General features: G+C 67.7%; 28 protein-coding genes. 18 read left to right on the forward strand and 10 right to left on the reverse strand.

Annotation, left to right across the window (positions count from 1 at the left end; all coding sequences use genetic code 11):
- Positions 1-108 precede the first annotated feature (108 nt).
- Both argS and ACX9OW_RS15180 read left to right on the forward strand, forming a co-directional pair.
- Positions 109-1,797, forward strand: a complete 1,689-nt coding sequence (gene argS, locus ACX9OW_RS15175; protein WP_053516518.1) for an arginine--tRNA ligase — start codon at positions 109-111, stop codon at positions 1,795-1,797.
- Positions 1,798-1,818: 21 nt separating this feature from the next.
- Positions 1,819-2,697 (forward strand): SPOR domain-containing protein, encoded by an 879-nt coding sequence (locus tag ACX9OW_RS15180; protein ID WP_459062488.1) that lies wholly within the window; start codon positions 1,819-1,821, stop codon positions 2,695-2,697.
- Between the two features lie 99 nt (positions 2,698-2,796).
- Here ACX9OW_RS15180 and ACX9OW_RS15185 read toward each other — a convergent pair whose 3' ends face one another.
- Positions 2,797-3,549, reverse strand: a complete 753-nt coding sequence (locus ACX9OW_RS15185) for an SDR family NAD(P)-dependent oxidoreductase (protein WP_065174225.1) — start codon at positions 3,547-3,549, stop codon at positions 2,797-2,799.
- Between the two features lie 88 nt (positions 3,550-3,637).
- Positions 3,638-4,129, reverse strand: coding sequence for a hypothetical protein (locus ACX9OW_RS15190; protein ID WP_053516522.1), 492 nt, complete (start codon positions 4,127-4,129; stop codon positions 3,638-3,640).
- An 85-nt stretch (positions 4,130-4,214) separates the two neighbouring features.
- On the opposite strand from ACX9OW_RS15190, the gene ACX9OW_RS15195 reads away from it, so the two are divergent.
- Positions 4,215-4,682, forward strand: a complete 468-nt coding sequence (locus ACX9OW_RS15195) for a YehS family protein (protein ID WP_414487974.1) — start codon at positions 4,215-4,217, stop codon at positions 4,680-4,682.
- Between the two features lie 54 nt (positions 4,683-4,736).
- On the opposite strand, the gene ACX9OW_RS15200 is transcribed toward ACX9OW_RS15195, so the two are convergent.
- Positions 4,737-5,429 (reverse strand): TorF family putative porin, encoded by a 693-nt coding sequence (locus ACX9OW_RS15200; RefSeq protein ID WP_459062489.1) that lies wholly within the window; start codon positions 5,427-5,429, stop codon positions 4,737-4,739.
- Positions 5,430-5,593: 164 nt separating this feature from the next.
- On the opposite strand from ACX9OW_RS15200, the gene ACX9OW_RS15205 reads away from it, so the two are divergent.
- Entirely contained in the window at positions 5,594-5,983 is a 390-nt protein-coding gene (locus ACX9OW_RS15205; RefSeq protein ID WP_065174221.1) for a DUF6165 family protein, read from the forward strand.
- 9 nt (positions 5,984-5,992) lie between these two features.
- Here the strand turns inward: ACX9OW_RS15205 and ACX9OW_RS15210 are convergent, their stop codons facing one another.
- A complete protein-coding gene (locus ACX9OW_RS15210) occupies positions 5,993-6,664 on the reverse strand; it encodes a response regulator transcription factor (protein WP_053516559.1) in 672 nt (223 codons plus the stop codon).
- Between the two features lie 186 nt (positions 6,665-6,850).
- On the reverse strand, positions 6,851-7,423 hold the full coding sequence (locus ACX9OW_RS15215; RefSeq protein WP_053516527.1) for an OmpO family porin: 573 nt from the start codon (positions 7,421-7,423) through the stop codon (positions 6,851-6,853).
- 274 nt (positions 7,424-7,697) lie between these two features.
- Between ACX9OW_RS15215 and ACX9OW_RS15220 the strand changes: the two genes are divergently transcribed.
- On the forward strand, positions 7,698-8,057 hold the full coding sequence (locus tag ACX9OW_RS15220; protein ID WP_414487971.1) for a DUF1428 domain-containing protein: 360 nt from the start codon (positions 7,698-7,700) through the stop codon (positions 8,055-8,057).
- Between the two features lie 14 nt (positions 8,058-8,071).
- Here ACX9OW_RS15220 and ACX9OW_RS15225 read toward each other — a convergent pair whose 3' ends face one another.
- Both ACX9OW_RS15225 and ACX9OW_RS15230 read right to left on the reverse strand, forming a co-directional pair.
- Entirely contained in the window at positions 8,072-8,758 is a 687-nt protein-coding gene (locus ACX9OW_RS15225; protein WP_065182009.1) for a hypothetical protein, read from the reverse strand.
- A 134-nt stretch (positions 8,759-8,892) separates the two neighbouring features.
- Positions 8,893-9,720, reverse strand: a complete 828-nt coding sequence (locus tag ACX9OW_RS15230; protein ID WP_053516530.1) for a hypothetical protein — start codon at positions 9,718-9,720, stop codon at positions 8,893-8,895.
- Positions 9,721-10,211: 491 nt separating this feature from the next.
- Here ACX9OW_RS15230 and ACX9OW_RS15235 point away from each other — a divergent pair, with 491 nt between their 5' ends.
- From ACX9OW_RS15235 to ACX9OW_RS15275, 9 genes are all read left to right on the forward strand, one after another.
- Positions 10,212-11,645: a Do family serine endopeptidase gene (locus tag ACX9OW_RS15235; RefSeq protein ID WP_065174218.1), complete on the forward strand. Its 1,434-nt coding sequence runs from the start codon at positions 10,212-10,214 to the stop codon at positions 11,643-11,645.
- Positions 11,646-11,748: 103 nt separating this feature from the next.
- A complete protein-coding gene (locus ACX9OW_RS15240; RefSeq protein ID WP_053516533.1) occupies positions 11,749-12,114 on the forward strand; it encodes a hypothetical protein in 366 nt (121 codons plus the stop codon).
- Between the two features lie 9 nt (positions 12,115-12,123).
- Positions 12,124-12,594: a phage holin family protein gene (locus ACX9OW_RS15245; RefSeq protein ID WP_053516534.1), complete on the forward strand. Its 471-nt coding sequence runs from the start codon at positions 12,124-12,126 to the stop codon at positions 12,592-12,594.
- The gene (locus ACX9OW_RS15250) at positions 12,591-13,028 is read left to right on the forward strand and encodes a hypothetical protein (protein ID WP_053516536.1); all 438 of its coding nucleotides are present in this window, start codon (positions 12,591-12,593) and stop codon (positions 13,026-13,028) included. The genes ACX9OW_RS15245 and ACX9OW_RS15250 overlap by 4 nt, the downstream gene beginning before the upstream one ends.
- Before the next feature lie 67 nt (positions 13,029-13,095).
- Positions 13,096-14,205 (forward strand): AI-2E family transporter, encoded by a 1,110-nt coding sequence (locus tag ACX9OW_RS15255; protein WP_111186484.1) that lies wholly within the window; start codon positions 13,096-13,098, stop codon positions 14,203-14,205.
- A 31-nt stretch (positions 14,206-14,236) separates the two neighbouring features.
- Positions 14,237-14,956, forward strand: a complete 720-nt coding sequence (locus ACX9OW_RS15260; RefSeq protein ID WP_197572175.1) for an HAD family hydrolase — start codon at positions 14,237-14,239, stop codon at positions 14,954-14,956.
- A gap of 3 nt (positions 14,957-14,959) precedes the next feature.
- Positions 14,960-16,327, forward strand: a complete 1,368-nt coding sequence (locus ACX9OW_RS15265) for a leucyl aminopeptidase family protein (protein WP_197572174.1) — start codon at positions 14,960-14,962, stop codon at positions 16,325-16,327.
- A 141-nt stretch (positions 16,328-16,468) separates the two neighbouring features.
- Positions 16,469-17,572, forward strand: a complete 1,104-nt coding sequence (locus ACX9OW_RS15270; protein WP_065182013.1) for a catalase family peroxidase — start codon at positions 16,469-16,471, stop codon at positions 17,570-17,572.
- Positions 17,569-18,105, forward strand: coding sequence for a cytochrome b (locus tag ACX9OW_RS15275; protein WP_065182014.1), 537 nt, complete (start codon positions 17,569-17,571; stop codon positions 18,103-18,105). Before ACX9OW_RS15270 ends, ACX9OW_RS15275 begins: the two co-directional genes overlap by 4 nt.
- A gap of 90 nt (positions 18,106-18,195) precedes the next feature.
- Here ACX9OW_RS15275 and ACX9OW_RS15280 read toward each other — a convergent pair whose 3' ends face one another.
- The 3 genes from ACX9OW_RS15280 to ACX9OW_RS15290 are packed head-to-tail and all read right to left on the reverse strand — an operon-like array spanning position 18,196 to position 20,200.
- Complete coding sequence (locus ACX9OW_RS15280; RefSeq protein ID WP_053516542.1) at positions 18,196-18,798, reverse strand: response regulator transcription factor; 603 nt, start codon at positions 18,796-18,798, stop codon at positions 18,196-18,198.
- Positions 18,795-20,018: a sensor histidine kinase gene (locus ACX9OW_RS15285; protein WP_263176897.1), complete on the reverse strand. Its 1,224-nt coding sequence runs from the start codon at positions 20,016-20,018 to the stop codon at positions 18,795-18,797. Before ACX9OW_RS15285 ends, ACX9OW_RS15280 begins: the two co-directional genes overlap by 4 nt.
- Positions 20,015-20,200, reverse strand: coding sequence for a hypothetical protein (locus ACX9OW_RS15290; protein ID WP_258012864.1), 186 nt, complete (start codon positions 20,198-20,200; stop codon positions 20,015-20,017). The genes ACX9OW_RS15285 and ACX9OW_RS15290 overlap by 4 nt, the downstream gene beginning before the upstream one ends.
- Before the next feature lie 202 nt (positions 20,201-20,402).
- Here ACX9OW_RS15290 and ACX9OW_RS15295 point away from each other — a divergent pair, with 202 nt between their 5' ends.
- From ACX9OW_RS15295 to ACX9OW_RS15310, 4 genes are all read left to right on the forward strand, one after another.
- A complete protein-coding gene (locus tag ACX9OW_RS15295; RefSeq protein ID WP_065174211.1) occupies positions 20,403-21,650 on the forward strand; it encodes an efflux RND transporter periplasmic adaptor subunit in 1,248 nt (415 codons plus the stop codon).
- A gap of 118 nt (positions 21,651-21,768) precedes the next feature.
- Positions 21,769-22,458: an ABC transporter ATP-binding protein gene (locus ACX9OW_RS15300; RefSeq protein WP_053516547.1), complete on the forward strand. Its 690-nt coding sequence runs from the start codon at positions 21,769-21,771 to the stop codon at positions 22,456-22,458.
- Positions 22,459-22,472: 14 nt separating this feature from the next.
- The gene (locus ACX9OW_RS15305) at positions 22,473-23,630 is read left to right on the forward strand and encodes an ABC transporter permease (protein WP_053516548.1); all 1,158 of its coding nucleotides are present in this window, start codon (positions 22,473-22,475) and stop codon (positions 23,628-23,630) included.
- Between the two features lie 13 nt (positions 23,631-23,643).
- Positions 23,644-24,966 (forward strand): ABC transporter permease, encoded by a 1,323-nt coding sequence (locus tag ACX9OW_RS15310; protein WP_128987897.1) that lies wholly within the window; start codon positions 23,644-23,646, stop codon positions 24,964-24,966.
- Positions 24,967-25,020 lie beyond the last annotated feature (54 nt).

Below are 25,020 nucleotides of genomic sequence, written 5' to 3' on the forward strand. Positions count from 1 at the left end.
CCCCCCGGCCGACCCCGGGGGGACCGCACAGGCAGGCAACGGTCAGCGTGGCCGCCGGCATCTGCGCTAAAATGGGCGATTCCGCCGCTCATTCTCACAGCAGGCCTCGTGAAAAATCTCCTCCGCGCCCTGATCAGCCAAGGCATCGAAGCCTTGCGCGCCAATGGCACCCTGCCCGCCGACTCCCTGCCGCCGGACTTCGTGGTCGAGCGCCCGAAGACCCGTGACCATGGCGACTTCGCCACCAACGCCGCGATGCTGCTGGCCAAGGCCGCGCGCAGCAACCCGCGCGCACTGGCGCAGGCACTGGTCGAGGCGCTGCCGCGCAGCGAGGACGTCAGCAAGGTCGAGATCGCCGGACCCGGCTTCATCAACTTCCACCTGGCTCCGGCCGCGTACCAGCGCGAAGCCGCCTCGGTCATCAAGGAAGGCCACGACTACGGGCGCAACCTGTCCGGCAACGGCCGCACGGTGGGCGTGGAGTATGTGTCGGCCAACCCGACCGGTCCGCTGCACGTCGGCCATGGCCGCGCTGCGGCGATCGGCGACTGCGTGGCCCGCGTGCTCGACGCCAACGGCTGGAACGCCAAGCGTGAGTTCTATTACAACGACGCCGGCGTGCAGATCGAGAACCTGGCGCTGTCGGTGCAGGCCCGCGTCCAGGGCATCGCCCCCGACCAGGAGGGCTGGCCGGAAGGCGGCTACCGCGGCGAGTACATCGCCGATGTCGCGCGAGCCTACATGGCCGGCGCCAGCGTCGACCTGGAAGGCACCCTCGTGGTCGGCGCCAAGGATCCGCACGACATGCAGGCGATCCGCCGCTTCGCGGTGGCCTACCTGCGCAACGAGCAGAACCTGGACCTGGCCGCGTTCGGCGTCGATTTCGACATCTACTTCCTGGAAAGCTCGCTGTACGCCGATGGCAAGGTCGCGGAAACCGTGGCCAAGCTGCAGGCGTCCGGCCACACCTACGAGGAAGGCGGCGCACTGTGGCTGCGCAGCACCGACTTCGGTGACGACAAGGACCGCGTGATGCGCAAGTCCGACGGCACCTTCACCTACTTCGTGCCGGACGTGGCCTACCACCTGTCCAAATGGCAGCGCGGCTACGAGCGCGCGATCACCGAGCTGGGCGCCGACCACCATGGGTCGCTGGCGCGCGTGCGTGCAGGCCTGCAGGCGCTGGAAGTGGGCATCCCGCAGGGCTGGCCCGAGTATGTGCTGCATCAGATGGTCACCGTCATGCGCGGCGGCGAGGAAGTGAAGCTGTCCAAGCGTGCAGGCAGCTACTTCACCCTGCGCGACCTGATCGAAGAAGCTGGACGCGATGCGACCCGCTGGTTCCTGATCGCGCGCAAGCCTGATTCGCAGCTGACCTTCGACATCGATCTGGCCCGCCAGCAGAGCAACGACAACCCGGTGTTCTACGTGCAGTACGCGCATGCCCGCGTGTGCAGCCTGCTCCGCCAGGCGCAGGAGAAGGGCCTGGCCTATGACCAGGGCAGTGGCCTGGGTCAGCTCGTGCGCCTGGCCGATGACGCCTCGCTGCTGCTGATGAACGAGATCTCGCGCTATCCGGAAGTGGTCGAAGCCGCCGGCGTGGCGCTGGAGCCGCATCTGGTGGCGCAGTACCTGCGTGAATTGGCGCATGCCTTCCACACGTGGTATCACGGGACACCGGTGCTGGTGGACGACGCCGACGATCGCAACGCCAAGCTGACGCTGGCCTGCGCGGCGCGTCAGGTGCTGGCCAATGGCCTCGACCTCCTGGGCGTGAGTGCCCCGGAAAAAATGTAAGCATCAGGAGACGCAGTACACATGGCAGCACGACGCGGCAAAAACCAGGCACGACGCAACAGCAGCAGCCAGGGCACCCCGGGATGGGTGTGGCTGGTCGCCGGTGTGGCCATCGCCGCCGTGGTGTTCCTGGCGGCGCCGAATCTGTTCAAGGGCGAGGGCGATGGCTTCCTGCGCGCCGGTCCGCAGCCGAACCCGAACGCGCAGCCGGCGCCGGTCGCCGATGCCGACAGCGATGTCGGCACGCAGCCGGCCGCACAACCGGCCACGCCGAAACCGGCCGAAGCCGAGAAGCCGGCGGCGACCCAGTACGACTTCTACACCCTGCTGCCAGGCAAGGAAGTGGAGATGTCCGATGCCGAACTGGCTGCCAGCACCCGCGCCGAGGAACAGCGCCGGGCCAAGGCCGAAGCGCAGCGCGCGCAGGCGGCGCTGGAAGGCAAACCGGTCCCCGCAACGCCGGCACCGACCGCGACGGCCAGTGTCGCCAGCACGGCACCGGTGACCGCGACCAGCCGTCCGCTGCCTGCCCCGCTGAGCGAACGCCCGGCAACGGCTGCACCGGCCACGACCAGCCCGGCGGCGACCAACACGGCATCGACCGCGCAGGCCGCCCGCGTGGACGCGCCGCCGGCCGCCGCTGCAGCACCGGCCGTGGCCGGCGACAACGCGCGCTACATCCTGCAGGCAGGTGCGTTCGGCGCCTCCGGCGACGCCGAGGCCACCAAGGCCAAGCTGGCGATGATGGGCCTGGCGGCACGGGTGGAGTCGGCGCAGATCAATGGCAAGACCGTGTACCGCGTGCGCATGGGGCCCTACGGCAGCGCCGGTGAGCTGTCCGAAGCCAAGCAGAAGCTGGATGGCACCGGCCTGCAGGCGATGGCGATCAAGGCACAGTGATCGTTCGGGTCTGAACGGAAGAAGCCGGGCATTGCCCGGCTTTCTTTTTTTGGGCCCCGCAGGGCCGACCCACGCCGGGCGGCCCTGAAGGCACGCAGGTCAGCCCTCGCGCGCGACCTGGAAGCCGGCGAACGACTGGCTGACCGGCATCAGTTCCAGGCGGTTGATGTTCAGATGCGGCGGCAGGCTGGCAACCCAGAAGATCTGCTCGGCGATGTCCTCGGCGGTCATCGGGTTGGCGCCGGAATACAGCTTGTCCGACGCGGCCTGGTCACCGTGGGTACGCACCACCGTGAACTCGGTCTCGGCCATGCCCGGCTCGATGGTGGTCACACGCACGCCCGTGCCGTGCAGGTCCGAACGCAGGCCCAGCGAGAACTGGCTGACGAACGCCTTGGTACCGCCATACGCGTTGCCGCCCGGGTACGGGTAGACACCGGCAACCGACGAGATGTTGATGATCGCACCCCTGCGTTCGACCAGCTGCGGCAGCAGGCGGTGGGTCAACGTCACCAGGGCGGTGATGTTGGTATCGATCATCGTCGTCCAGTCCTGCAGGCTGGCGCTCTGCGCCGGAGCGGTGCCCTGCGCGAGACCGGCGTTGTTGACCAGCAGGTCGATCTCACCGAATGCGGGGGGCAGCGCCAGCAGCGCCGCTTCCATTGCGATCGGATCGCGGACATCAAACGCCGCTGCGTGCACCACGTCCTTGCCATAGCGCTCGACCAGCGGTTGCAGGCGATCGCTGCGACGGCCGGTGGCGATCACCTTCCAGCCTGCCTGGGCGAAGCGATGGACGGCGGCGGCGCCAAATCCGGACGTGGCGCCGGTAATCAGGACGGTGCGGGACATCAGGCAACTCCGTGGAGGAACGAGACCCCCATTCTGGCACCGTCGGCAGGACCCTGCCTTGCCTGATCGGTCTTCGCGCCGGGCACACTCAGCGCAGGCGGAACACGCGGGCCTTCGGCAGATCCTCGTCGACCTGCAGGAACCAGCGGCCGGCGATGCCCGGGATCACTTCGATCTGCGGCGCCTGGAGGGCCCTGCGCAGCTTCATCTGTCCCTTCATCACCTGCCATTGCTGTCCGTTGTCGAGGGTGAACACCGTGCCGGGGGCCCAACCGGCCACCTCCCCCACCACGCGTGCGCTGACCGGGCCTTCTTCCAGCCCCAGGTGCATGGCGGCCGGCGCCGGAACATTCGCAGGCAGCGGCGCGCCGGCGGGGGCGGCCGTGACCGCGGAAATGGCAGGCGACGCGGCCTCTGCCTGGCGCAGCACGCGGTTCAACGCCTGCAGCTGGGCCGGGCTCAGCCCCACTTCGGCCAGCTGGGCCGCAGTGAGCCGCTGTTCGACCGGAACAAAGCGGTCCTGGGCATGGGCGGCAACACTGCTGGCCGCCAGCAGGAGGAGAACGAGGTACCGGCGCATCGGAGGAGGTCTCTACGGAACAGCGCTCACGATGCTTCAATCCGGTGACAATCCGGTGACAACGGCCGGACCGCTACAATGGGCCATGATCAACAATGATGTACTGCGCAGCGTGCGCTACTCCCTGGACCTGGGCGACCATCACGTGGTGGCCCTGTGCCAGTTGGCCGACCCGACCTTCCCGGTGGATCTCGAGCAGGCCAGGGCCTGGCTGCGGCGCGAGGATGAAGCCGGCTTCGTGCCGATGGACGACAGTGCGCTGGCGCACTTCCTGGATGGCCTGATCGTGCACCTGCGCGGCCGCGACGAGAGCCAGCCGCAGCGCGCCGTGGAAACCCGCATCGACAACAACCTGGTGCTGAAGAAGCTGCGCGTGGCGTTCCAGCTGCGCGACGTCGATCTGATGGACATCTTCGCCAGCGCCGGCTTCAAGGTATCCAAGTCCGAGATCGGGGCGCTGTTCCGCCAACCCGGGCATGCCAACTACCGACGTTGCCTGGATCAGATGCTGCGCAACTTCCTCAAGGGCCTGAGCCAGCGCCTGCGCGGTTGAGCCGCCCGGTACCGGCCCATGGGTGGCCGATACCATCGTGGCGGCGCCGGCCCGCTAGAAGCTGCCCTGCAGTGCCAGTTCCCAGCGCCCGCCCGCGTTGCCCGGGAACAGGCGTCTGGCCGCGGTATCGGTGTCATGCACGGTGGCCCGCACTTCCCACGCCGGAGCCAACGTGGCGATGGCGCTGAGCTGCCCGTGCAGGTAATCCGGCCCCTGCGCGGCCGCCAGCCAGTAGTGGCCCACGGCCGCTTCAAGCCGGATGCGCTCTTGCAGCGGCAGGCGCACGCCCAACTGTGCGTAGGTACCCCGATGGCCACCGCCCAGGGCATCGCTGGAATGCGCGACCTGCAGCCAGGTCCGCTGCTTCCAGCCCACCGTGGCAGCGAACTCTGTCCAGTCCAGCGCGCGGGCTGTCCCCGGATACACGTAGCGGGTCAGGTTGGCGTCCAGCGTCCAGTCCGCGGCCGGTGTGCCGGACCAGCCCGCTACCAGATCGAACTCGCTGCGTGCGCCGTTGTCCGGCTTGAACGATACGTTCGAGCCCCACGCGCTGGCATACCACCCGGACGCGAGCGCGAGCTTCGCTCCGGCCTGCACCGCCGGGTCGCCGTCACTCTGCGAACTGCCGCGCCAGACGTAGTCACTGGTCAACGTGGCGTTGCCGCTCACCTGTGCCTGCGCGCTGCCCACGCCCAGCAGTCCCGCCAACGCCGCGGCCAACGCCGCGATCATTCCCTTGCTGTCCACTGCACATCATTCCTCATCCAATGGCGGCTCAACCGCCGGGACGGCAGTGTCGATGGCAGGGCCGTAACGGTTCGATGGCGCTACCGTGGCCGGGGCGCAAAATCAGCGTAAAACCGCTTGGCAGTGGCGCGGTATGATGGCCGCCTGTTTCCAGGAACCCCCCCATGGACGCCATCCTGACGCCGGTATCGATCGGCGAGCTGATCGACAAGATCACCATTCTCGAGATCAAGGCCGAACGCATCGGCGATGCCACCAAGCTGGCCAATGTGCGGACGGAGCTGGACGGCCTGCTGCCGTTGCTGCAGCAGCAGCTGCAGGCACAGCCGGCACTTGCCGCGCTGAAGCAGCAGCTGAAGGCCATCAACGAGCGCATGTGGGACATCCAGGACCAGCTGCGCGACAAGGAAGCGGCACAGGTGTTCGATGATGCCTTCGTCCAGCTGGCGCGCGGCGTGTACGGTACCAATGGCGAGCGCGTGCAGGTCAAGAACGAGATCAACCGCGTTGCGGGGTCGGCACTGGTCGAAGAGAAGCAGTACCAAGGGGAATAAGCCCGGGTTTCAGCCGCATTCGAGCAGGTGGCGGATGCGGAACAGCTCGCCGTCACTGCGGATGCCGAGCTTCTGGTAGGCGGCTTTTTTCTGCGAGCTGACCGTGCTTGCGGAACGGCCGAAGCGCTGCGCGACTTCGCCGGTGCTGCAGCCTTCCAGCACCAGGCGCAGCACCTCGCGCTCGCGGCGGCTGAGCGGCATCAATGAGGGCATGCGGCGCGCCCGCGAGCGGCTCAACTGCGGGCGCAGTTCCGGCGGCACGAACCGCCCACCCCGGGCCACCACCTCCACAGCCCGCAGCAGCACGCGCGGTGCGGTCGCCTTGGACAGGAAGCCGCGCGCGCCGGCCTGCATGGCCGTCACCACCGTGCTGGCGTTGCAATGGGCTGAAAGCACCAGCACCGGCAACGACGGCCACTGCTGCGACAGCGTGCGCAGCAGTTGCAGGCCAACCCCTTGGTCACCCAGCGGAAGGGCATCGATCACCAGCAGATCGACACAACCGGGCTGCTGATGCAGCAGCGACAGCAGGTCGGCTTCATTGGCGAAGCTGCCACGGACCTGCAGACCGCTGTGCTCACATAACAACACCTCCAGGCCCAGCCGCAGCACCGGATGCGGATCCAGCAGTGCCAGGCGGCGCAGCTTCCCGGTATGCGGGGTGGCGGGGGCGGGCGGCATCAGGCGGATCCGGCGGAAGTGGATGCCCACCGTAGGTCGCGCTCTGCAACGGCGGAATCCAATTCGTTGCAATGCAGCATCGACTGCGCAGCCGCAGTCAGATTTCATTTCGGTTGGGTGGAACGCAACAGGCCCGGCAGATGCCGGGCCTGTCGATGCACGCAGGGCGCAGAGCGCCTGCAGCGATTACCAGCTGAAGCGCGGGCCGACGGTGTATTCCTTGTCACCGTCGCGGTTCATCTTGAGCTCGCCGTTCAGGCCCCAGTTCTGGTTCAGCTTCACCTGACCACCCAGGCGGCCGTACCACTCGCCTTCCGGATTGATGCCGCGCTTCTTCGAGAAGTCTTCGTAACCAACCATGCCGTAGACTTCGGCGTGGGCACCGAACGCGGTGCGGATGCCGGCTTCAGCGCTGTAGCCGTTGAAATCCAGACCATGCTCCAGGTCACGCTTCTGGTACGCCACGCGGGCCACGAAGTCGGTCGACGGTGCGATTTCCTGGTTGTAGCCGACACCGACCTTCCACTGGTCCAGCTTGAGGTTGGTGTGGTCGATTTCCTGGCGGCTGTAGTCACCGAAGGCGTGGAAGTTCGGCAGGAAGCCGTAGGAACCCTTCACGCCCCAGCCGTCGGCCTTGAACGCGTCGATGTCGGTCTTGGCGTAGTTGGCTTCAGCATAGTTGTAGGACAGGTTCTCGGCAGCCGAGGCGGAGAACGGCAGGGCAGCAGCCAGCGCCAGGGCAATCAGCGAATTCTTCATGGGGGTACACCTTTACTTTCTTATGGTGAGCAGCAGCGCGGAAGCGCCGTCGCATCGGGAATGTAAATTCTCCGTTATTCGCCACAACGCACCCTGAAAACAGCAACCTTCGCATTGCTGAATTTTCTGGCTTGATTCAGGCGGTCTCTGGCATACGCGCGGCGCGCGGGTACGTCCTGAATGCTTCGATCGCGGCCGTGTCGATCTGCCGCGCCCTGGTTCGTCGAACAGAAGAAGGCCGCACATGCAGTGCGGTCCATCACGGAGGCAGGCAATGAGTTACATCGATGGTTTCGTTCTGGCGGTTCCCACCGCCAACAAGGAAAAGTTCCTCGCCCATGCGCGAAGCGGCGACGTGGTCTTCATCGAGTACGGGGCGCTGCGCGTGGTCGAGTGCTGGGGCGATGACGTGCCGCATGGCAAGACGACGGACTTCTTCGGCGCAGTGAAAGCGACACCGGAAGAGACGGTGGTGTTTTCCTGGATCGAGTGGCCTGACAAGGCCACCCGTGATTCCGGCATGCAGAAGATGATGGAAGACCCGCGCCTGGACCCCGCGAAGAACCCGATGCCGTTCGACGGTGCGCGGATGATCTATGGCGGTTTCACACCCATCTACGAACTGACCCGCTGACGCCTTCGCGGCGCTCAGCGCGTACCTGCGTCGTCTTCTCCGGCAGTGCCGGCGCCCAGGGCGGCGCCGGCCCCCAGGCCGAGCCCGCCCATGCCGGCGCCCATGCCCATTCCTCCGCCTCCGCCCGCACGACCGCCCTTGCCTTCGCCTTCAGGGCGGCCCTTGCCGCCCCCGCTGCCGCCCGCGGGCCGGGTCGGGCCCTGCCGTGGAATCTGCAGATCGGCCGGGATCGGCGCCAGATCCAGGGCTTCGCGGACAAAATCGCGCAGCGACACCACCAGCTCATGCGTGTGCACCGGTCGTCCCTGCGCCAGCTCATCGGCGGCGCGCGCGGCCAGCCGCACCTGCTCATCGGTACCCAGCAGCAGGATGTCCGACAAGGCCGCTTCGACGGCATCGCGGATGCGCCTCGCGCGATCCGAGCCGGGTTCGACGATGCCCTGCTCATGGGCGCGCTGGCGCAGGTCGCGCAGATGGCTGGGGTCGACCCCCAGCTCACCGGTGAACGAACCGCCCAGGGTCTTGTAGGCGGCCATCAGCGTGCGCAGCCGTTCGTTGATCTGCCGGTTCTCGCGCTCGCGGCGCTGCTGCAGGGTCTGCATCACCAGCAGGCGGATACCCACACCCAGCAGCGTGATCAGGACCAGGCCGGCCAACGTGGAAAGCACACCCTGCCAGGAACTGAAATCGATGCCGCGCATGATGGGAACTCCAGCGGAGGGACTTCATCTTGCCCCAGGACGACCCCGCAGGCTTCATGCCGGGCCGTTGTCCGCCATGAACGCAGAAGGCCCCACCGCCCGGCAGGGCGGAGGGGCCTTCGCCGCTCGCGCGATTACTTGCGCTTGGCGGCCTTGCGCACGGCCTTCTTCGCCGGGGCCTTCTTGGCAGCGGCCTTCTTCAGCGGTGCAGCCTTGCGGGCGACAGCCTTCTTGGTGGTCGCTGCCTTCTTGGCAACCGTCTTGCGGGTGGCAGCGGCCTTCTTGCCGACAACCTTCTTGGCGGCAGCCGTCTTCTTGGTGGCGACCTTGCGGGTAGCGGCAACCTTCTTGCCGACAACCTTCTTCGCGGCCACGGTCTTCTTGCCAGCCACCTTCTTGGCGGCGACCGTCTTCTTGGCCACGGCCTTCTTGGCGGTGGCCACCTTCTTGCCGACAACCTTCTTCGCGGCGGCGGCCTTCTTGGCAACCGTCTTCTTGGTGGCGGCTGCCTTCTTGGTCGCAGCCTTCTTCACCGTGGCGACCTTCTTGCCGGCAGCCTTGGTGGCGGCCTTCGTGGTCTTCTTGGCAACAGCAGCCTTCTTGGCGACAGTCTTGCCGGCAGCGGCCTTCTTCTTGGCCACTTCCTTCTTCAGGGCAGCGGCTTCGGCCTTGGCATTCTTCTTGGCGGCTTCCAGCTTCTGCTTGGCCTTGGCGACCGTCTTGCCGACCGACTTGGCGGCCTTCTCGGCCTTCTTGGCAACGGTCTTCTCGACCTTGGCCACGGCCTTCTTGGCCTTGGCGACGCGGGTGGTGGCGGCCTTGCGGGCGCGCTTGACGGTCTTCTTCACCGACTTCACTGCGTCTTCAGCGGCGTGGGCGATGGTCTCGCCGACGTTGGTGGCGGTTTCTTTCGCGTTCTCGACGGCGTCGGTCACGACCGACACACCATTACCGTTGCTCATGTTGCCCTCCTGGGGGCGTGGATTGTCAAAACGGGGCGATGCTATACCGACAATGACGATCGTGGAACGGGTGGTACGCCTGCAATCGCGTCTGCTGCGACGATAGTAGTGTATGGGGAGGCTGGTGCTGCTACCGTCGATCCGCAGCAAACCCCTTTTTTTCAGCGCTGCGCCATGGGATTGAGGTGCACGTCGCGGCGACGGGCTGCCTGCACGCCCCTTGCCGGAACCTGCACGCGCGACGTGCCATCGCGCACCTTGGATCGGCGGAACTGCGCAAGTATCAGAGGGTGTCCTGACCACGCCGGCGGACACACCCTATCGGTGTAGCGCCGATGGCCGACCGCACCGCAGGCGGGTCAGCCGTCGTCGGGCGCCGCATCGACGAGGGTCTCTTTCATCGCGCATTTATCCACGCCGCGGCAGATTCATTCAGCTTGTTTTACCGTATGGGCCAACGGCCCCCATCCCACGCCTGCGAACCGACTCCCATGCGACCGCTACCTACCCTTCTCACGCTCGCAATCGCCGCCGCCTTCGGTGGATTCGTCGCCACCGGCATCAACGCCCACCTGGACAACCGCGCCGACGCCGCGCCCTTGCCGGCGGCCCTTCCGGCCACCGCCGCATTGCCGGCTTCGGTCGCCGGCCAGCCGGTGCCTTCGCTGGCACCGATGCTGGAAAAGACCATGCCCGCCGTGGTCAGCGTCAACACCAAGCAGGTGGTACGGGTACGCAACCCCTTCTTCAACGACCCGTTCTTCCGCCGCCTGTTCCCGGACATCCCGCAGGAACGGATCAACGAATCGCTGGGTTCGGGCGTCATCATCGACGCGAAGGAAGGCCTGGTGCTGACCAACCACCACGTCATCGAGAACGCCGATGACGTGCAGGTGACGCTCGCTGACGGGCGCACGGTCAAGGCGGAATTCCTCGGTTCGGACCGCGACACCGACATCGCCCTGATCCGCATCCCGGCGCAGAACCTCACCGAGATCAAGCTCGGCAACAGCGACCAGCTGCGGGTCGGCGACTTCGTGGTGGCGATCGGCAATCCGTTCGGCTTCAGCCAGACGGTGACCTCGGGCATCGTCTCGGCGGTCGGCCGCAGTGGCATCCGTGGGCTGGGCTACCAGAACTTCATCCAGACCGACGCCTCGATCAACCCGGGCAACTCCGGAGGTGCGCTGGTCGATCTGCAGGGCCAGCTGGTCGGCATCAACACCGCCAGCTTCAACCCGCAGGGCAGCATGGCCGGCAACATCGGCCTGGGCCTGGCCATTCCCACCAACCTGGCGCGCAGCGTGGTCGACCAGCTGGTCAAGCATGGCGTGGTGGTGCGCGGCACCCTGGGCGTGGAAAGCCAGAACCTGAGCGCGCAGATCGCCCAGGGCCTGGGCCTGGGCGAAACCCGCGGCGCGCTGATCACCCGGGTACTGGCCGGTTCGGCCGGTGCGGCGGCCGGGCTGAAGCCGGGCGACGTCGTGGTTGCCGCCAACGGTCAGCGCGTGGACAGCGCCGAAGCCCTGCACAACGTGGAGGGCCTGGCAGCGGTAGGCAGCGTACTGGCGCTGGACGTGCGCCGCGAAGGCAAGCCGCTGCAGATCCGGGCGACGCTGAAGGAGCAGGCGCGCGCCGCCAGCGGCGACAGCCTGGACCCGCGCCTGGGCGGCGCGACCTTCGTCGACCTGCCCGAATCGCTGCGCCAGTCCGGCGTACGCGGGGTGCTGGTCAGCGAGGTCAAGCGCGGCAGCCGCGCAGCCGGCAACGGGCTCCAGCAGGGCGACATCATCACTGATGCCACGGTGGGTGAATTCGCCGACCTGGCCAGCTGGCGCGCGAATTTCCAGCAGCGGCCACCGACCCTGGTGCTGCGCATCCTGCGCAACAACGGCCAGCAGCAGGGCCAGTTGGTGATGCGCTGATCGCTCCGCCGTAACACCCCCTATACCCGGCCAGTGCTATTGCTGTACGTCCCTGTCGGCTTAAGCCGATCGTCCGTTCCCCCATCGCAACAGGAGTGATTCGATGAGCCCCACCAATACCGAGAACCTGAAGGAACACCTGGGTGAAGCCGGTTCCCACCTCAAGCAGGCCGCCAGTGCTGCCGGCGGTGCGATCAAGGGCGCGACCGGCGCTGCAACCGACGAACTGCGCATCGGCAAGGCCAACGTCAAGGCCGAGCTGTCCGACACGGCGCTGTCCGGCCTGGCTGCGGCTGAATTCGGCGGCGCTGCCGCCAAGGAACAGGTCGATGCACTGATGGACAAGGGCAAGGATCTGATCGACAGCGCCGCTGAACTGATCCGTGAACGTCCCTTGGCATCGTTCGGTGTTGCCTTCGCCACTGGCTGGATCATCGCCAAGCTGGCTCGCGGCAGCAGCGACAAGTAAGTCCACGGCGTGAGCGAAGACAACACGCAACGCCCCGATCCGGCGGCCACCCCGCCGCTGGACGAGAGCATCCGCCAGGTCGGCGCGGCCGGTCGCGCCGCCGCCGATTCGGCCAAGCACACGCTGCGCTCGCTGCGTCGCCTGGCCTCGTCGGATTTCGCGCTCGCCCGCAGTGCGTTCGGCCGGGCCCTGGCCTGGGCGGGCGTGGCGATCGTGTTCGGGGCCTCGGCCTGGCTGCTGATGGCCGCCACGCTCATCGCCCTGCTGCAGAGCTGGGGCCTGAGTTGGCTGCAGGCGCTTCTGATCACCTCGCTGATCAGCCTCGCGGTAACCGGCTATGCGATCTGGCGGGTGTCCTACTTCTTCCACCACACCGGCATGCACGCTACCCGGCGCCAGCTGTCGCGCCTTGGCCTGTTCGACGAGCCCAGCGAAGACGATCCCGATGCCGGCGTACAGATTCCGGAGGGCAAGCCATGAAGTTCGGCGCATTGCAGCGGCGGGTGAAACGTTGCGAACAGGTAGTGGCCGTGCGCATGGGTGAAACCCAGGACAACTGGACCGTGCTCAGCGAGGTCTGGCGCAGGGGCTGGTCTCCCCTGCGCATCGTGGTGGTCGGCCTGGCCGGTGGCTTCGTGGCCGGCAAGCTGGAAGTGCCGGGCAAAGTGAACGGTGCGCGCTGGCTGCAGATGATCGGCTCGGTCTCCAGCCTGGTGGCCAGCGGCCAGGCAGCGCTGGCTGCCGCCGTGGCAGCCTACGCCGCCGACACCGCAGACGATGCGGCCGACACTGCCGAAGCCGCCGCCGACCCGGTCGCTCCCGCTGCCGCGGCACCCGCTTCCGCGCCACCTGCCGAGCCTGAGGCGCGCGAACCGCGGCCTGCCGAAGCGGCCACCGAACTGTCCGAACGTTGACGAACAGCAACCGCCGCGTTGACCGCGGCGGACGGATAATAGGCTCCCCTTCCCGGTCGGTACGTCGATGAGCGAGTCCCTCCTGTCCCCGTCACCGGCCGAACCCGCACCGTCTGCTGCCGCCCTTCCGCCGCCCACCCGCCCGCGCGGGCCGATGTCGCTGGTGGTGCTGGCAACGCTGGCGGTGGCCTACACGCTGTGGGCCGCACAGGACATCATCCTGCCGGTACTGCTGGCGATGTTCTTCGCGCTGGTCGGCAACCCGATCCTGCGCCTGCTGCAGAAGCTGTGGATTCCGCGGGCGCTGGGAGCGCTGCTGGTTCTCGGTGCCGGCCTGGGCGTGACCAGCTCGCTGGCCGTGCAGCTGATCGGCCCGGCGATGGAATGGGCGCAGGAAGCGCCACAACAGCTGCGCAAGGTCGCCCGGCAGGTACAGGATCTGACCAAGCCGGTGCAGCAGGCCAATCTGGCGGCCGAGAATTTCGCCCGCGTTGCCGGCGGCGACAGCAATCGCAAGGTGCAGGTGATCCGCACCCAGCTGGACGATCCCTATCGCATGCTGACCCGCGCACCCCGGCTGGCCGCCTCGGTACTGGCCGTGGTCCTGCTGACGCTGTTCTTCATGATCTATGGGCAAAGCCTGCAGCGCGCGGCGATCGCATTGTTCCCGAACCGCCAGCAACAGCGCTTCACCAGCGACATCCTGCGCTCGATCGAGCGCGAGGTGTCGCGCTATGTGCTGACCATCAGCGTGATCAACACGCTGGTCGGCCTGGTTTTCGCGGGCGTGCTGATGCTGCTGGGGATCGGCCTGCAGGAAGCGCTGCTGTGGGGGACGGTGGCGGCACTGCTGAACTTCGCGCCCTATGTGGGCCCGTTGATCGGAGCAGCGCTGATGCTGCTGATGGGCTTCGTCGAATTCCGCGACCCGCTGCAGGCACTGCTGCCCGCCGCGGCGTATCTGGGCCTGCATACCCTGGAGGGCCAGCTGGTGACCCCGATCGTGCTGGGCCGGCGCATGAAGCTCTCGCCGCTGGTCCTGATCCTGGCACTGATGGTGTTCGGCTGGGCCTGGGGCATGATCGGGCTGCTGCTGGCGGTGCCGCTGCTGGTCTGCATCAAGCTGGTGCTGGCCCGGCTGGACGGCATGCAGGGCTGGGCGCGCCTGCTGGAATGAAAGCGCGCGCGGGCAGGCGTAGAATGACCGGGTGAATTTCCCCGTCCTTGCCATCACCCTCGACCTCGACGACACGCTGTGGCCGTTCGCACCGATCGGCGCCCGCATCGACCAGGTGCTGCACGACTGGATGCGTGAACACAGCCCGGCCACCGCCGCGATGTATCCGCTGGCGGCGATGCGCGAACTGCGCGAGCGCTCGTTCCGCGAAAACCCGCATCTGCATCATGACCTGAGCGCGCTGCGCCGGCTGACGCTGCGTGAGGCGCTGCAGAACAGCGGCGCCAGCCTGGACCTGCTGGAGCCGGCCTACGAAGCGTTCTATGCCGCGCGCAACCAGGTGGAGTGCTATCCCGATGCCCTCGATGCCCTGGCGCGTATCGCCGCGCGGGTACCGGTGGCCGCGCTGAGCAATGGCAATGCGGACCTGCAGCGGATCGGGCTGGCCCATCATTTCGCCTTCCAGCTGGGTGCGCGCGAACATGGCGCGGCGAAGCCGGAGGCGAGCATTTTCCATGCCGCGTGTGCCCGGCTGGGCGTGGCCCCGGCGCAGGTGCTGCATGTCGGTGACCACATCGAGATGGACGTGGCCGGCGCCATCGCCGCCGGCCTGCGCGGCTGCTGGATCAACCGCGACGCCGCCACCTGGACCCATCCGCAGCTGCAGCCCGACCTGCAGTTCGACACCCTCACCGGCCTGGCCGACTGGTTGGACGCCAACCTCGGCGCCACCGCACCCCGGAGCAATTGACGCATGAGCGAGATCACGGGCTTCACCGCCGACACTTCTGCCGCACTGCCGCTGTACGTGCTGGATCGCGAGCAGTTCGCCCGCTGGAACGCCGGACAGCCGGCCGCCACGCAGGCCTGGCTGGCCTCGCAGGGCTTCACCGCCGGCTCGCACAGCATCGCCCTGCTGCCCGGCAGCGAGGGTCTGGCCGGTGCGGTGATGGGCGTGGGCGATCGCAGCGATGCCTACAGCTATGCGCACGCGCCGCACGCCCTGCCCGAAGGCAGCGTGTGGCAGCTCGCCAGTGAGCTGCCGGCCAGCGAGCAGGCACTGCTGCAGCTGGGCTGGGGCCTGGGCAGCTATCGCTTCGACCGCTACCGCAAGCGCAACCGGCACCCGGCGCAGCTGGTTGCCGCACCGACCGGGGAAGTGGCGGATCTGATCGCCGCCAGCCTGCGCGTGCGCGACTGGGTCAACACGCCCACCGAGGACATGGGTCCGCAGCAGCTGGAAGAGGCCGCACGCACGCTGGCAGCGGCGCACGGCGCCGAGGTCGAAGCGATCACCGGTGATGCGCTGCTGGCGCAGAATTTCCCGGCCATCCATGCCGTCGGCCGCGCATCGCATCGCGCGCCGCGCCTGGTCGTGCTGCGCTGGGGCAAGGCGACGGATCCTGCGCTGGTGCTGGTCGGCAAGGGCGTGTGCTTCGATACCGGTGGGCTGGACATCAAGCCGGCCGATGGCATGCGCAACATGAAGAAGGACATGGGCGGCGCCGCGCACGCGCTGGCCCTGGCAGGACTGGTGATGGCCCAGCAGCTGCCGGTGCGCCTGACCCTGCTGGTGCCGGCGGTGGAGAACGCGATCGGCCCGGATGCGTTCCGTCCGGGCGAAGTCATCGCCACCCGCAAGGGCCTGAGCGTGGAGATCGACAACACCGACGCCGAAGGCCGTGTGATCCTGTGCGACGCGTTGACCTTCGCCGCTGAGCAGAAGCCGGACCTGGTTCTGGACTTCGCGACCCTGACCGGCGCTGCGCGCATCGCGCTGGGCCCGGACCTGCCGGCACTTTTCAGCAACGATGACACCGTCGCCCAGCAGTGGCTGCAGGCCGGAGATGAAACGCGCGACCCGGTCTGGCGCATGCCGCTGTGGCGTCCCTACCTGCGTTACCTGAGCAGCGGCATCGCCGACCTGGCCAATGCCGGTTCGCGCATGGCGGGCTCGGTTACCGCCGCGCTGTACCTGGAGCGCTTCCTTGAGGATGGCCAGCGCTGGGCGCACCTGGATGTGTACGCCTGGAACGATGGCGAACGGCCGGGCCGCCCGGCCGGCGGCGAAGCACTGGCCCTGCGCTCGGCCTGGGCGATGCTGAAGGCACGCTACGCCTGAGCGCAGCCGATGCGCGGGTGGAGCCGGACAGGGGTCCGCTCCACCGGGTTGTGACGAAAAATTGAATTCCGGCCACGGTCGGGTTCTGCGAGGATGTGTCGGTCGACCACCCACACATTCCGTGAAGGCAGGACTCCGACCATGTCGCTCTTCCGCTACACCCGCGCCGGCCAGGGGCCGCGCACACCGCGCAGGCATTCGCCGCTGCCCTGGATCGCGCTGATCGCCCTGATTCTTGGCGGGATCACGCTGGGCTTTGCCTGGCTGGCCGGCTGGGTCGGCCACCGCCTCACCGCGCAACGCTTCACCGACACCATCGAGGCCACCGGCCCGGCCCATCCCGGGTTCCGCCGTGCGCACAGCAAGGGCGTGTGCGTGAGTGGCTGGTTCGCACCCAGTGCACAGGCGCCGACGCTGTCCAGCGCGCGCGTGTTCTCGCAGGCCCGGGTACCGGTGCTGGGCCGCCTGTCGATCGGTGGTGGCGATCCCCATGGGGCCGATGGCAGCGCCCGGGTGCGCAGCATCGCCCTGCAGCTGGTCAGCGACGATGGCCAGGAATGGCGGATGGCGATGAACAGTTTCCCGTTCTTCGCGGTGCCGACGGCGGAAGCCTTCTTCGAACAGACGCAGGCGCAGATACCGGATCCGGCAACCGGCAAGCCCGACCCGCAGAAGATGGCGGCGGTGCTGGCCAAGTACCCCAGCGCGCAGGCGTTCCAGCAATGGGCACGGACCGCGCCGTGGACCGACAGCTGGGCCAATACCCGCTTCAACAGCGTCAACAGCTTCTGGTTCACCAATGCGCAGGGCCAGCGACGCGCCGTGCGCTGGCAATGGCAGCCCCGCACGCCAGTCGCCGAGCTTGATGCCGACGCCCGCAAGCGCGCCGATGTCGATTTCCTCAGCCAGGACCTGCAGCGCCGGCTGGCGGCCGGCCCGGTGCAATGGGACCTGGTTGTCAGCATCGCCGAACCGGGGGACGCCATCGATGACCCGTCGGTGCCCTGGCCGGACGCGCGGGAAACGGTGGTGGCAGGCGTGCTGAGCCTGGAACGCATGCAGTCGCAGGAACAGGGCGCCTGCGGCGAGCTGAACTTCGACCCGCTGATCCTGCCCAGCGGCATCCGCGGCAGTGATGATCCGATCCTGGCCGCGCGGTCGGCGGTCTATTCGCAGTCGTTCAACCGGCGCGAGCGCGAGCGCGCGGCCGGAGCGGCAGCGCAACCGAAGGAGGCTGCACGATGAGTACCGGCAATGGCCACTTCAACCTGTTGGCGCGGGTACTGCACTGGTCGATGGCGGTGATGATCATCGCCATGCTGTTCATCGGCGTGACCATGGTCGCCTCGCTGCACCTGCGGCCGATGCTGCTCGACCTGCACCGCCCGCTGGGCATCGCGATCGGCGTGCTGGTGCTGCTGCGCCTGTACAACCGCCTGCGCCATCGGCCGCCGCCGCTGCCGGCCGATCTTCCGGTGTGGCAGGTGATGGCGGCAAAGGCATCGCACTGGATGCTGTACGCGCTGATGCTGGCAATGCCGCTGGTGGGCTGGGCAATGCTGTCCGCGGGAGGCTACCCCATCGTGCTGGGGGGCGGACTGCACCTGCCACCGATCGTGCCGCACACACCGGCACTGTATGCGGCGCTGCGCAGCGCGCACAGCCTGCTGGCCTACGTGCTGTTCGCCACGGTGCTGATGCATGTCGGTGCCGCCCTCTTCCACCTGTGGGTCCGCCGCGATGGCGTGTTCCAGGCGATGGCGCGCGGGAAGGACTGACGCGACTGCGGCCTGTCGATCGCTCGTGGGCCAGGGAACCCCTCGGGAGCCGCCGGGCATGGCTCGGCTCAAAAGGGTCGAGCCACTCCGCTACAGCCAGCCCTTCTGCCGTGCCAGCCGGTACGCCTCGATCCGGTTGGCCACGCCCAGCTTGCCGATGCACTCGGACAGGTAGTTGCGCACCGTGCCGTGCGACAACCCCAGCTGCTCGGCGATCTCGCTGGCAGTCCGTCCTTCGCCCGCCAGGCGCAGCACGCGCCGCTCGCGGTCGGTCAGCGGGTCCGCCTGTGACCAGGCATCGAGTGCCAGTTGTGGGTCGATCGCACGCACGCCCTGCTTCACCTTGCGCAGTGCATCGGCCAGGTTCTCCGCTGGCGCGTCCTTGAGCAGATAGCCGAGCACGCCTGCGTCCAGCGCGCGGCGCAGGAAACCGGCGCGCGCGAAGGTGGTCACGATCACCACCTTGATGGGCAGTTCGTGGCGTGCGATGCGCTGGGCCAGTTCCAGCCCTGACAGACCGGGCATCTCGATATCGGTCACCAGGATGTCCGGCTTCAGCTGCTGCAGCATGCGCCAGGCGGCCTCGCCATCGGCGGCGCTGCCCAGCACCTCGATGTCCGCCTCCAGGCTGAGCAATGCGGACAGTGCGCCGCGCACCATGGCCTGGTCTTCCGCCAGCAGGATGCGGATCATGCCGCGCCATCCTGCGCCACCGGCGCGGGTGCAGCGGGCGGCAACGGGACAGTGGCCGCCGACAGCGGCACGCGCACGCTCAGCACCGTGCCCTCGCCGCGCGGAGACTGCACGGTGACATACCCGCCCAGCGCCGCAGTGCGCTCACGCATGCCGCTCAGTCCATTGCCCTCGGCCTGCATGCCACCCCGGCCATCATCGCGGATCTGCATCACCAGTACTTTTCCTTCCTTCATGAAGTCCACCCGCGCCTGTGTCGCCTGCGCATGGCGGGCAATATTCGTCGCGGCCTCCCGCAGGACCAGCGCCAGGCCACGCTCCACCTCCACCGGCATCGGCGGCGGCGGCGCGTACTGCAGATGCACCTGCTGGCACTCCAGCAGCAGCCGCGCCGAGGCCAGCTCCCCGGCCAGGTCGCTGGCCCGGATGCCGGTGACCGCACTGCGCACCTGCGCCAGCGCTTCGCGGGCGATGGCCTCGGCCTCGCCAATCTCCTGCCGCGCGCGCGCGTCGCCGCGATCGTGCAGTTTGCGTGCCAGCTCCAGTTTCAGGGTGATCAGCGACAGGGTGTGGCCCAGCAGGTCGTGCAGGTCGCGACCGATCCGCTCACGCTCGGCGGTCGCCGCCAGGCGACGTACTTCCTCCTGCGACAGCTGCAGGGCCGCCTCCTTCTCCTGGTTGAGCGCCTCGACATTGACGACCAGGCCGACGATGTACGACACCGCCGGAATCCACACCAGGCTCTGCCAGGGATACTCGAACGCGAGCGCGACCACGCAGAACACGATGTTCAGACCGGTCAACTGCAGCAGGTACCGCCACCAGCCACCACGCCCGCTGACCCGCATCAGTACGCAGCCGAACACGAAGTAGGTCAGCCCGGACGGATACCAGGGCAGCAGGACCAGGGCCATTGCAATCAGACCCAGCGCATAACGGGTTGCGTGGTGGCGGGGCGACACCAGCACCTTGGCGTACAGCAGCAGGAACAGCGGGTAGCTGGCCAGGGTCAGCAGCAGCCAGCGCAGGGTGAACCCATGGCCCAGCAGCGGGGTCAGGAAGATCCACACCGACCACAGCAGATGGATCGCCTCGCTCCAGGGCGACTTGCCACGCCGCAGCGTGTCGGCGACCGCCGAGTCCGGCGCAGGGCGCAGCAGGGAGGCCAGCCAGCTCGATGACACGGGAGGGTCCAGGCGGGAACGATCGCTGCCGATCATGCCAGTTCAGCCGCTCCTGCGCAGGCGCGGGCGCGCCAGGACGGCCCTGCCGGCCGCGTGCGCTGCCCTCCGCCAGGCCTGCGCAGGCGCAACAGCCCGCTGATCGCGGTACTCTTGCCGGCGCCGTTACGACGCACCTGCACCTGCTGCAGGCCAGCCAGCGACGGGGCGATCGGAGCCATGGGCGGTACCGGTAGCGGGGACGTTGCCATCCTGCGCCCCCTTGGTCACGTTTCGCAGTTGCCACCGTCAAGGTCATCGGATGACAGCTGTCACTGCCGTCATCCCCGTGCCTGCCGTCATGCTGTGCCGCACGCTCCACTGCCGGAACCGCCGCTGTCCGCCCTTCCGGTCACACCCGCCCGAACGCCTGTGATGGAACGAATGAACGCTTCTGCCGAGCTGTTGAAGGAACTCCGTATCGAACGCAAGTCACCGCCGCCTGCCTCTGGTGGTGGTGGCAGCGGGCGCCGCTGGCTGTGGATTGCCGTGATCGCGGTGGTGCTGCTCCTGGCCGCAGGCGCCTTCGCGCTGTTCGGCCGCACTCCGGCCGTGCAGGTGGAAACCGCACCGGCGGTCGCCATCCAGCAGGGCAGCGCCAGCAGCTCGGTCCTCGATGCCAGTGGTTATGTCGTCGCCCGGCGCATGGCTACGGTGTCGGCCAAGATCACCGGCAAGGTGCGCGAGGTGATGATCGAAGAAGGCATGCGCGTGGAGGCCGGACAGATCATGGCCACCCTCGACCCGATCGATGCCGATGCGCAGCGCAGTCTGTATGCCTCGCAGCTGCAGGCCGCACGCAGCCAGGTGGCCGGACTGGAGGCACAGCAGAGGCAGGCGGCGGCAGAGGCCAGCCGGCTGCAGGCGCTGGTCGGGCAGCAGCTGGTCTCGCGCTCGCAGTACGACCAGGCCGTGGCCCAGCGCGACAGCCTGCGCGCGCAGCTGGAAACCGCACAGCGCAACGTGAAGGTCGCCAACGACCAGCTGGCGATCGCCGACCTTGGGGTGGACAACAACATCGTGCGTGCGCCGTTCTCCGGCGTGGTCACGGCCAAGGCGGCACAGCCGGGCGAGATCGTCTCGCCGCTGTCGGCCGGTGGTGGCTTCACCCGCACAGGCATCGGCACCATCGTCGACATGGATTCGCTGGAGATCGAGGTCGAGGTCGGCGAAGCCTTCATCGGCCGCGTGCAACCGAAGATGCCGGTGGAAGCCATCCTCAATGCCTATCCGGAATGGAAGATTCCGGCCGAGGTGATCGCCATCATCCCCACCGCCGACCGGGGCAAGGCGACGGTGAAGGTGCGCGTGGCCCTGAAGCTGAAGGACCCGCGCATCGTGCCGGAGATGGGCGTGCGGGTCAGCTTCCTGGAACAGGCAGCGCCGCAGGCTGAAGCCAAGCCGCAGGGCGTGCGTGTGCCGGCAGGCGCGGTGGTCGAGCGCGAGGGTGCATCGGTGGCCTTCGTGCTCGGCGACGAGAACCGCGTGCAGCAGCGCACGGTCCAGGCTGGCCAGGCCATGGGCAAGGATCGCCAGCTGCTCAAGGGTGTGAATGCCGGCGAGCTGGTGGTGGTCAACCCGCCGGACACCCTGCGCGATGGCACCCGGGTCCAGCAGAAGCAAACGCAGTAGCGGCACGGCGCCTTCCGGGGCGCGGCCAGCGGCACCGTTCGACGACAACACCGTTCCACGCATGCCCGGCCGGCAGCCGGGGTGCGTCACCGTTTCCCGCCTACGTGGAGAACCACCCATGTCGACCCTGGTTTCACTGCGCAACATCACCAAGACCTACCAGCGCGGCCCCGAGAAGGTGCAGGTGCTGCACGGCATCGACCTGGACATCGCCCGCGGCGACTTCGTCGCGTTGATGGGGCCGTCCGGTTCAGGCAAGACCACCCTGCTCAATCTGATCGGTGGCCTGGACAATCCCAGCGGCGGCGAGATCAGCATCGAAGGCGAGCGCATCGATCAGATGAGCGGTGGCCAGCTGTCGACCTGGCGCAGCCACCACGTTGGCTTCGTGTTCCAGTTCTACAACCTGATGCCGATGCTGACCGCGCAGAAGAACGTGGAGCTGCCGCTGCTGCTGACCCATCTCAATGCCGCGCAGCGCCGCCGCAACGCCGAGATCGCGCTGACCCTGGTCGGCCTGGCCGACCGCCGCAACCATCGTCCCAACGAGCTGTCCGGCGGCCAGCAGCAGCGCGTGGCGATCGCCCGTGCGATCGTCTCCGACCCGACCTTCCTGATCTGCGACGAACCCACCGGCGATCTCGACCGCCAGTCCGCCGAGGAGATCCTGGGCCTGCTGCAGCAGCTCAACCGCGAACACGGCAAGACCATCATCATGGTCACCCATGACCCGAAGGCCGCCGAGTACGCCACGCACACGGTGCACCTGGACAAGGGCGAGCTGGCCGACGCGCCGCTGGCCCACTGACGGAGGCCACAGCGATGAAATACTTCTCTCTGGTCTGGGCGCAGCTGTTCCGCAGCCGCACCCGGACCCTGCTGACCCTGCTGTCGGTGGTGGCCGCGTTCCTCCTGTTCGGCATGCTCGACTCGGTGCGCGTGGCATTCACCTCCGGTGGCAGCGTGGAAGGGGCCAACCGCCTGGTGGTGGCCTCGCGCCTGTCGATCACCCAGTCGCTGCCGATCCGCCTGGAAACGCAGATCCGCCAGGTGGCGGGCGTGCGCGACGTGGCCTATGGCATGTGGTTCGGCGGCATCTACCAGGATCCGAAGAACTTCTTCCCGAACTTCTCGGTATCGCCCAACTACTTCGACGTCTACCGCGAACTGCAGATCGACCCGGCGCAGCTGGAAGACTGGAAGAACACCCGCACCGGTGCGATCGTCGGCGAGACCTTGGCCAAGCAGTTCGGCTGGAAAGTCGGCGATACCATCCCGCTGCAGGCGACGATCTTCCCGCGCGGCGGCAGCAACGACTGGCCGCTGGAACTGAAGGGCATCTTCCGTTCCAAGGATCCGGCGCAGGCCTCCAACGAAGAGCGCCAGCTGATGATGAACTGGAAATACTTCGATGAGTCCAACGACTACATCAAGAACCAGGTCAGCTGGTACACGGTGACGCTCGACAACCCCGACCATTCTTCGCGGGTGGCACAGGCCATCGATGCGATTTCCGCCAACTCCGACCACGAGACCAAGACCCAGACCGAATCGGCGTTCCAGCAGGCCTTCGTCAAGCAGTTTGCCGACATCGGCATGATCGTCACCTCGATCATGGGCGCGGTGTTCTTCACCCTGCTGCTGCTGACCGGCAACACCATGGCGCAGGCCGTGCGCGAGCGCGTGCCGGAGCTGGCCACGCTGAAGACACTGGGCTTCAAGGACAGCACGGTGCTGATACTGGTGATGATCGAATCGGTGCTGCTGATCGGTCTCGGTGGCCTGATCGGCATGGGCCTGGCGGCACTGATCCTCCCCGCCATCGGACCGAAGAGCATGGGCCTGCTGCCGCCGCACATCCCCACCCCGACCTGGCTGATGGGCTTGGGCCTGATCGTGGTGATCGGCGCGGTCGTCGGCCTGCTGCCGGCGCTGCGCGCCAAGCGCCTGAAGATCGTCGACGCACTGGCCGGCCGCTGAGGAGGACACCGACATGTTCAAGAACAAGCTCAAGAAGTGGTTCGGCAACACGGTGACCGTGCTGGCGCTGGCAATCGGCCTGGCGGTATGGATTGGCCTGCCGTGGGTGGGCGTGCTTGCCGTGGCGGTGCTGGTCGGGCTGTGGCTGGCGCTGACCCGCAGCGGGCGGCTGGCCCTGGCCGCCACCCGCATCGGCATCGCCAGCCTGCCGCAGCGCTGGGGGGCGTCCTCGGTGATCGTGGTCGGCATCGCCGGCGTGGTCGGGGTGTTGGTGGCGATGCTGGCGATGGGCGAAGGCTTCCAGGCCACGCTCAGCAACACCGGCGATGACACCACCGCCATCGTGCTGCGCGGTGGCTCGCAGGCGGAAACCAATTCGGTCATCACCCGCGAGCAGGTACCGACCCTGTCCACCCTGCCCGGCATCAGCCGCGATGCACAGGGACGGCCGCTGCTGTCGCCTGAACTCTCGCAGGTGGTCAACCTGGTCTCCAAATCGGACGGTACCGACGTCAACGCGCAGTTCCGGGGCGTCGGGCCGCAGGCGTGGGCGGTGCATGACAAGGTCAAGATCATCGAAGGCCGCAAGTTCGCCACCGGCCTGCGCGAGATCGTGGTCGGCCAGGGCGCTAAGGGCCAGTTCCGCGACATGGAGGTCGGCAGGACGCTCACCCTGGGCAACCAGACCTGGACGGTGGTCGGTGTGTTCGCCACCGGTGATGCGCATGACTCGGAGCTGTGGACCGACGCCGATACCCTGGCCACCACGTACCAGCGTAGTGCCTGGCAGTCGATCAGCGTGCGTACCGAGGGCAAGCCGGGCTTCGATCAGTTCAAGGCCGCCGTCGCCGCCGATCCGCGCCTGAAGCTGGACGTGGAAACCACCCGTGCGTACTACAGCAAGCAGGGCGGCGGCCTGACCAAGCTGATCGACATCCTCGGCAAGGTGATCGGTACGATCATGGCGGTGGGCGCGGTGTTCGGCGCGCTCAACACCATGTATGCCGCCGTGGCCACGCGTGCGCGCGAAATCGCCACCATGCGCGCGATTGGTTTCCGCGGCCTGCCGGTGGTGACTGCGGTGATGCTGGAAACGATGCTGCTGGCCCTGCTCGGCGGCCTGCTGGGCTGCACGGTGGCATGGCTGCTGTTCAATGGCTACAGCGTGTCCACCATCGGCAGCAACTTCAGCGCGGTGGTGTTCAAGTTCCACGTATCGCCGGAACTGCTGTGGACGGGGCTGAAGTGGGCGCTGGGCATCGGTCTGGTCGGTGGCCTGTTCCCGGCGCTGCGCGCCGCCCGCCTGCCGATCACCACGGCACTGCGCGAAACCTGATGTGTACGCCGCCATCCGAGGCGGCGCGGACGCGGGACGGGGCCGGTGCTCCGT

Source organism: Stenotrophomonas genospecies 5 (assembly GCF_054473825.1).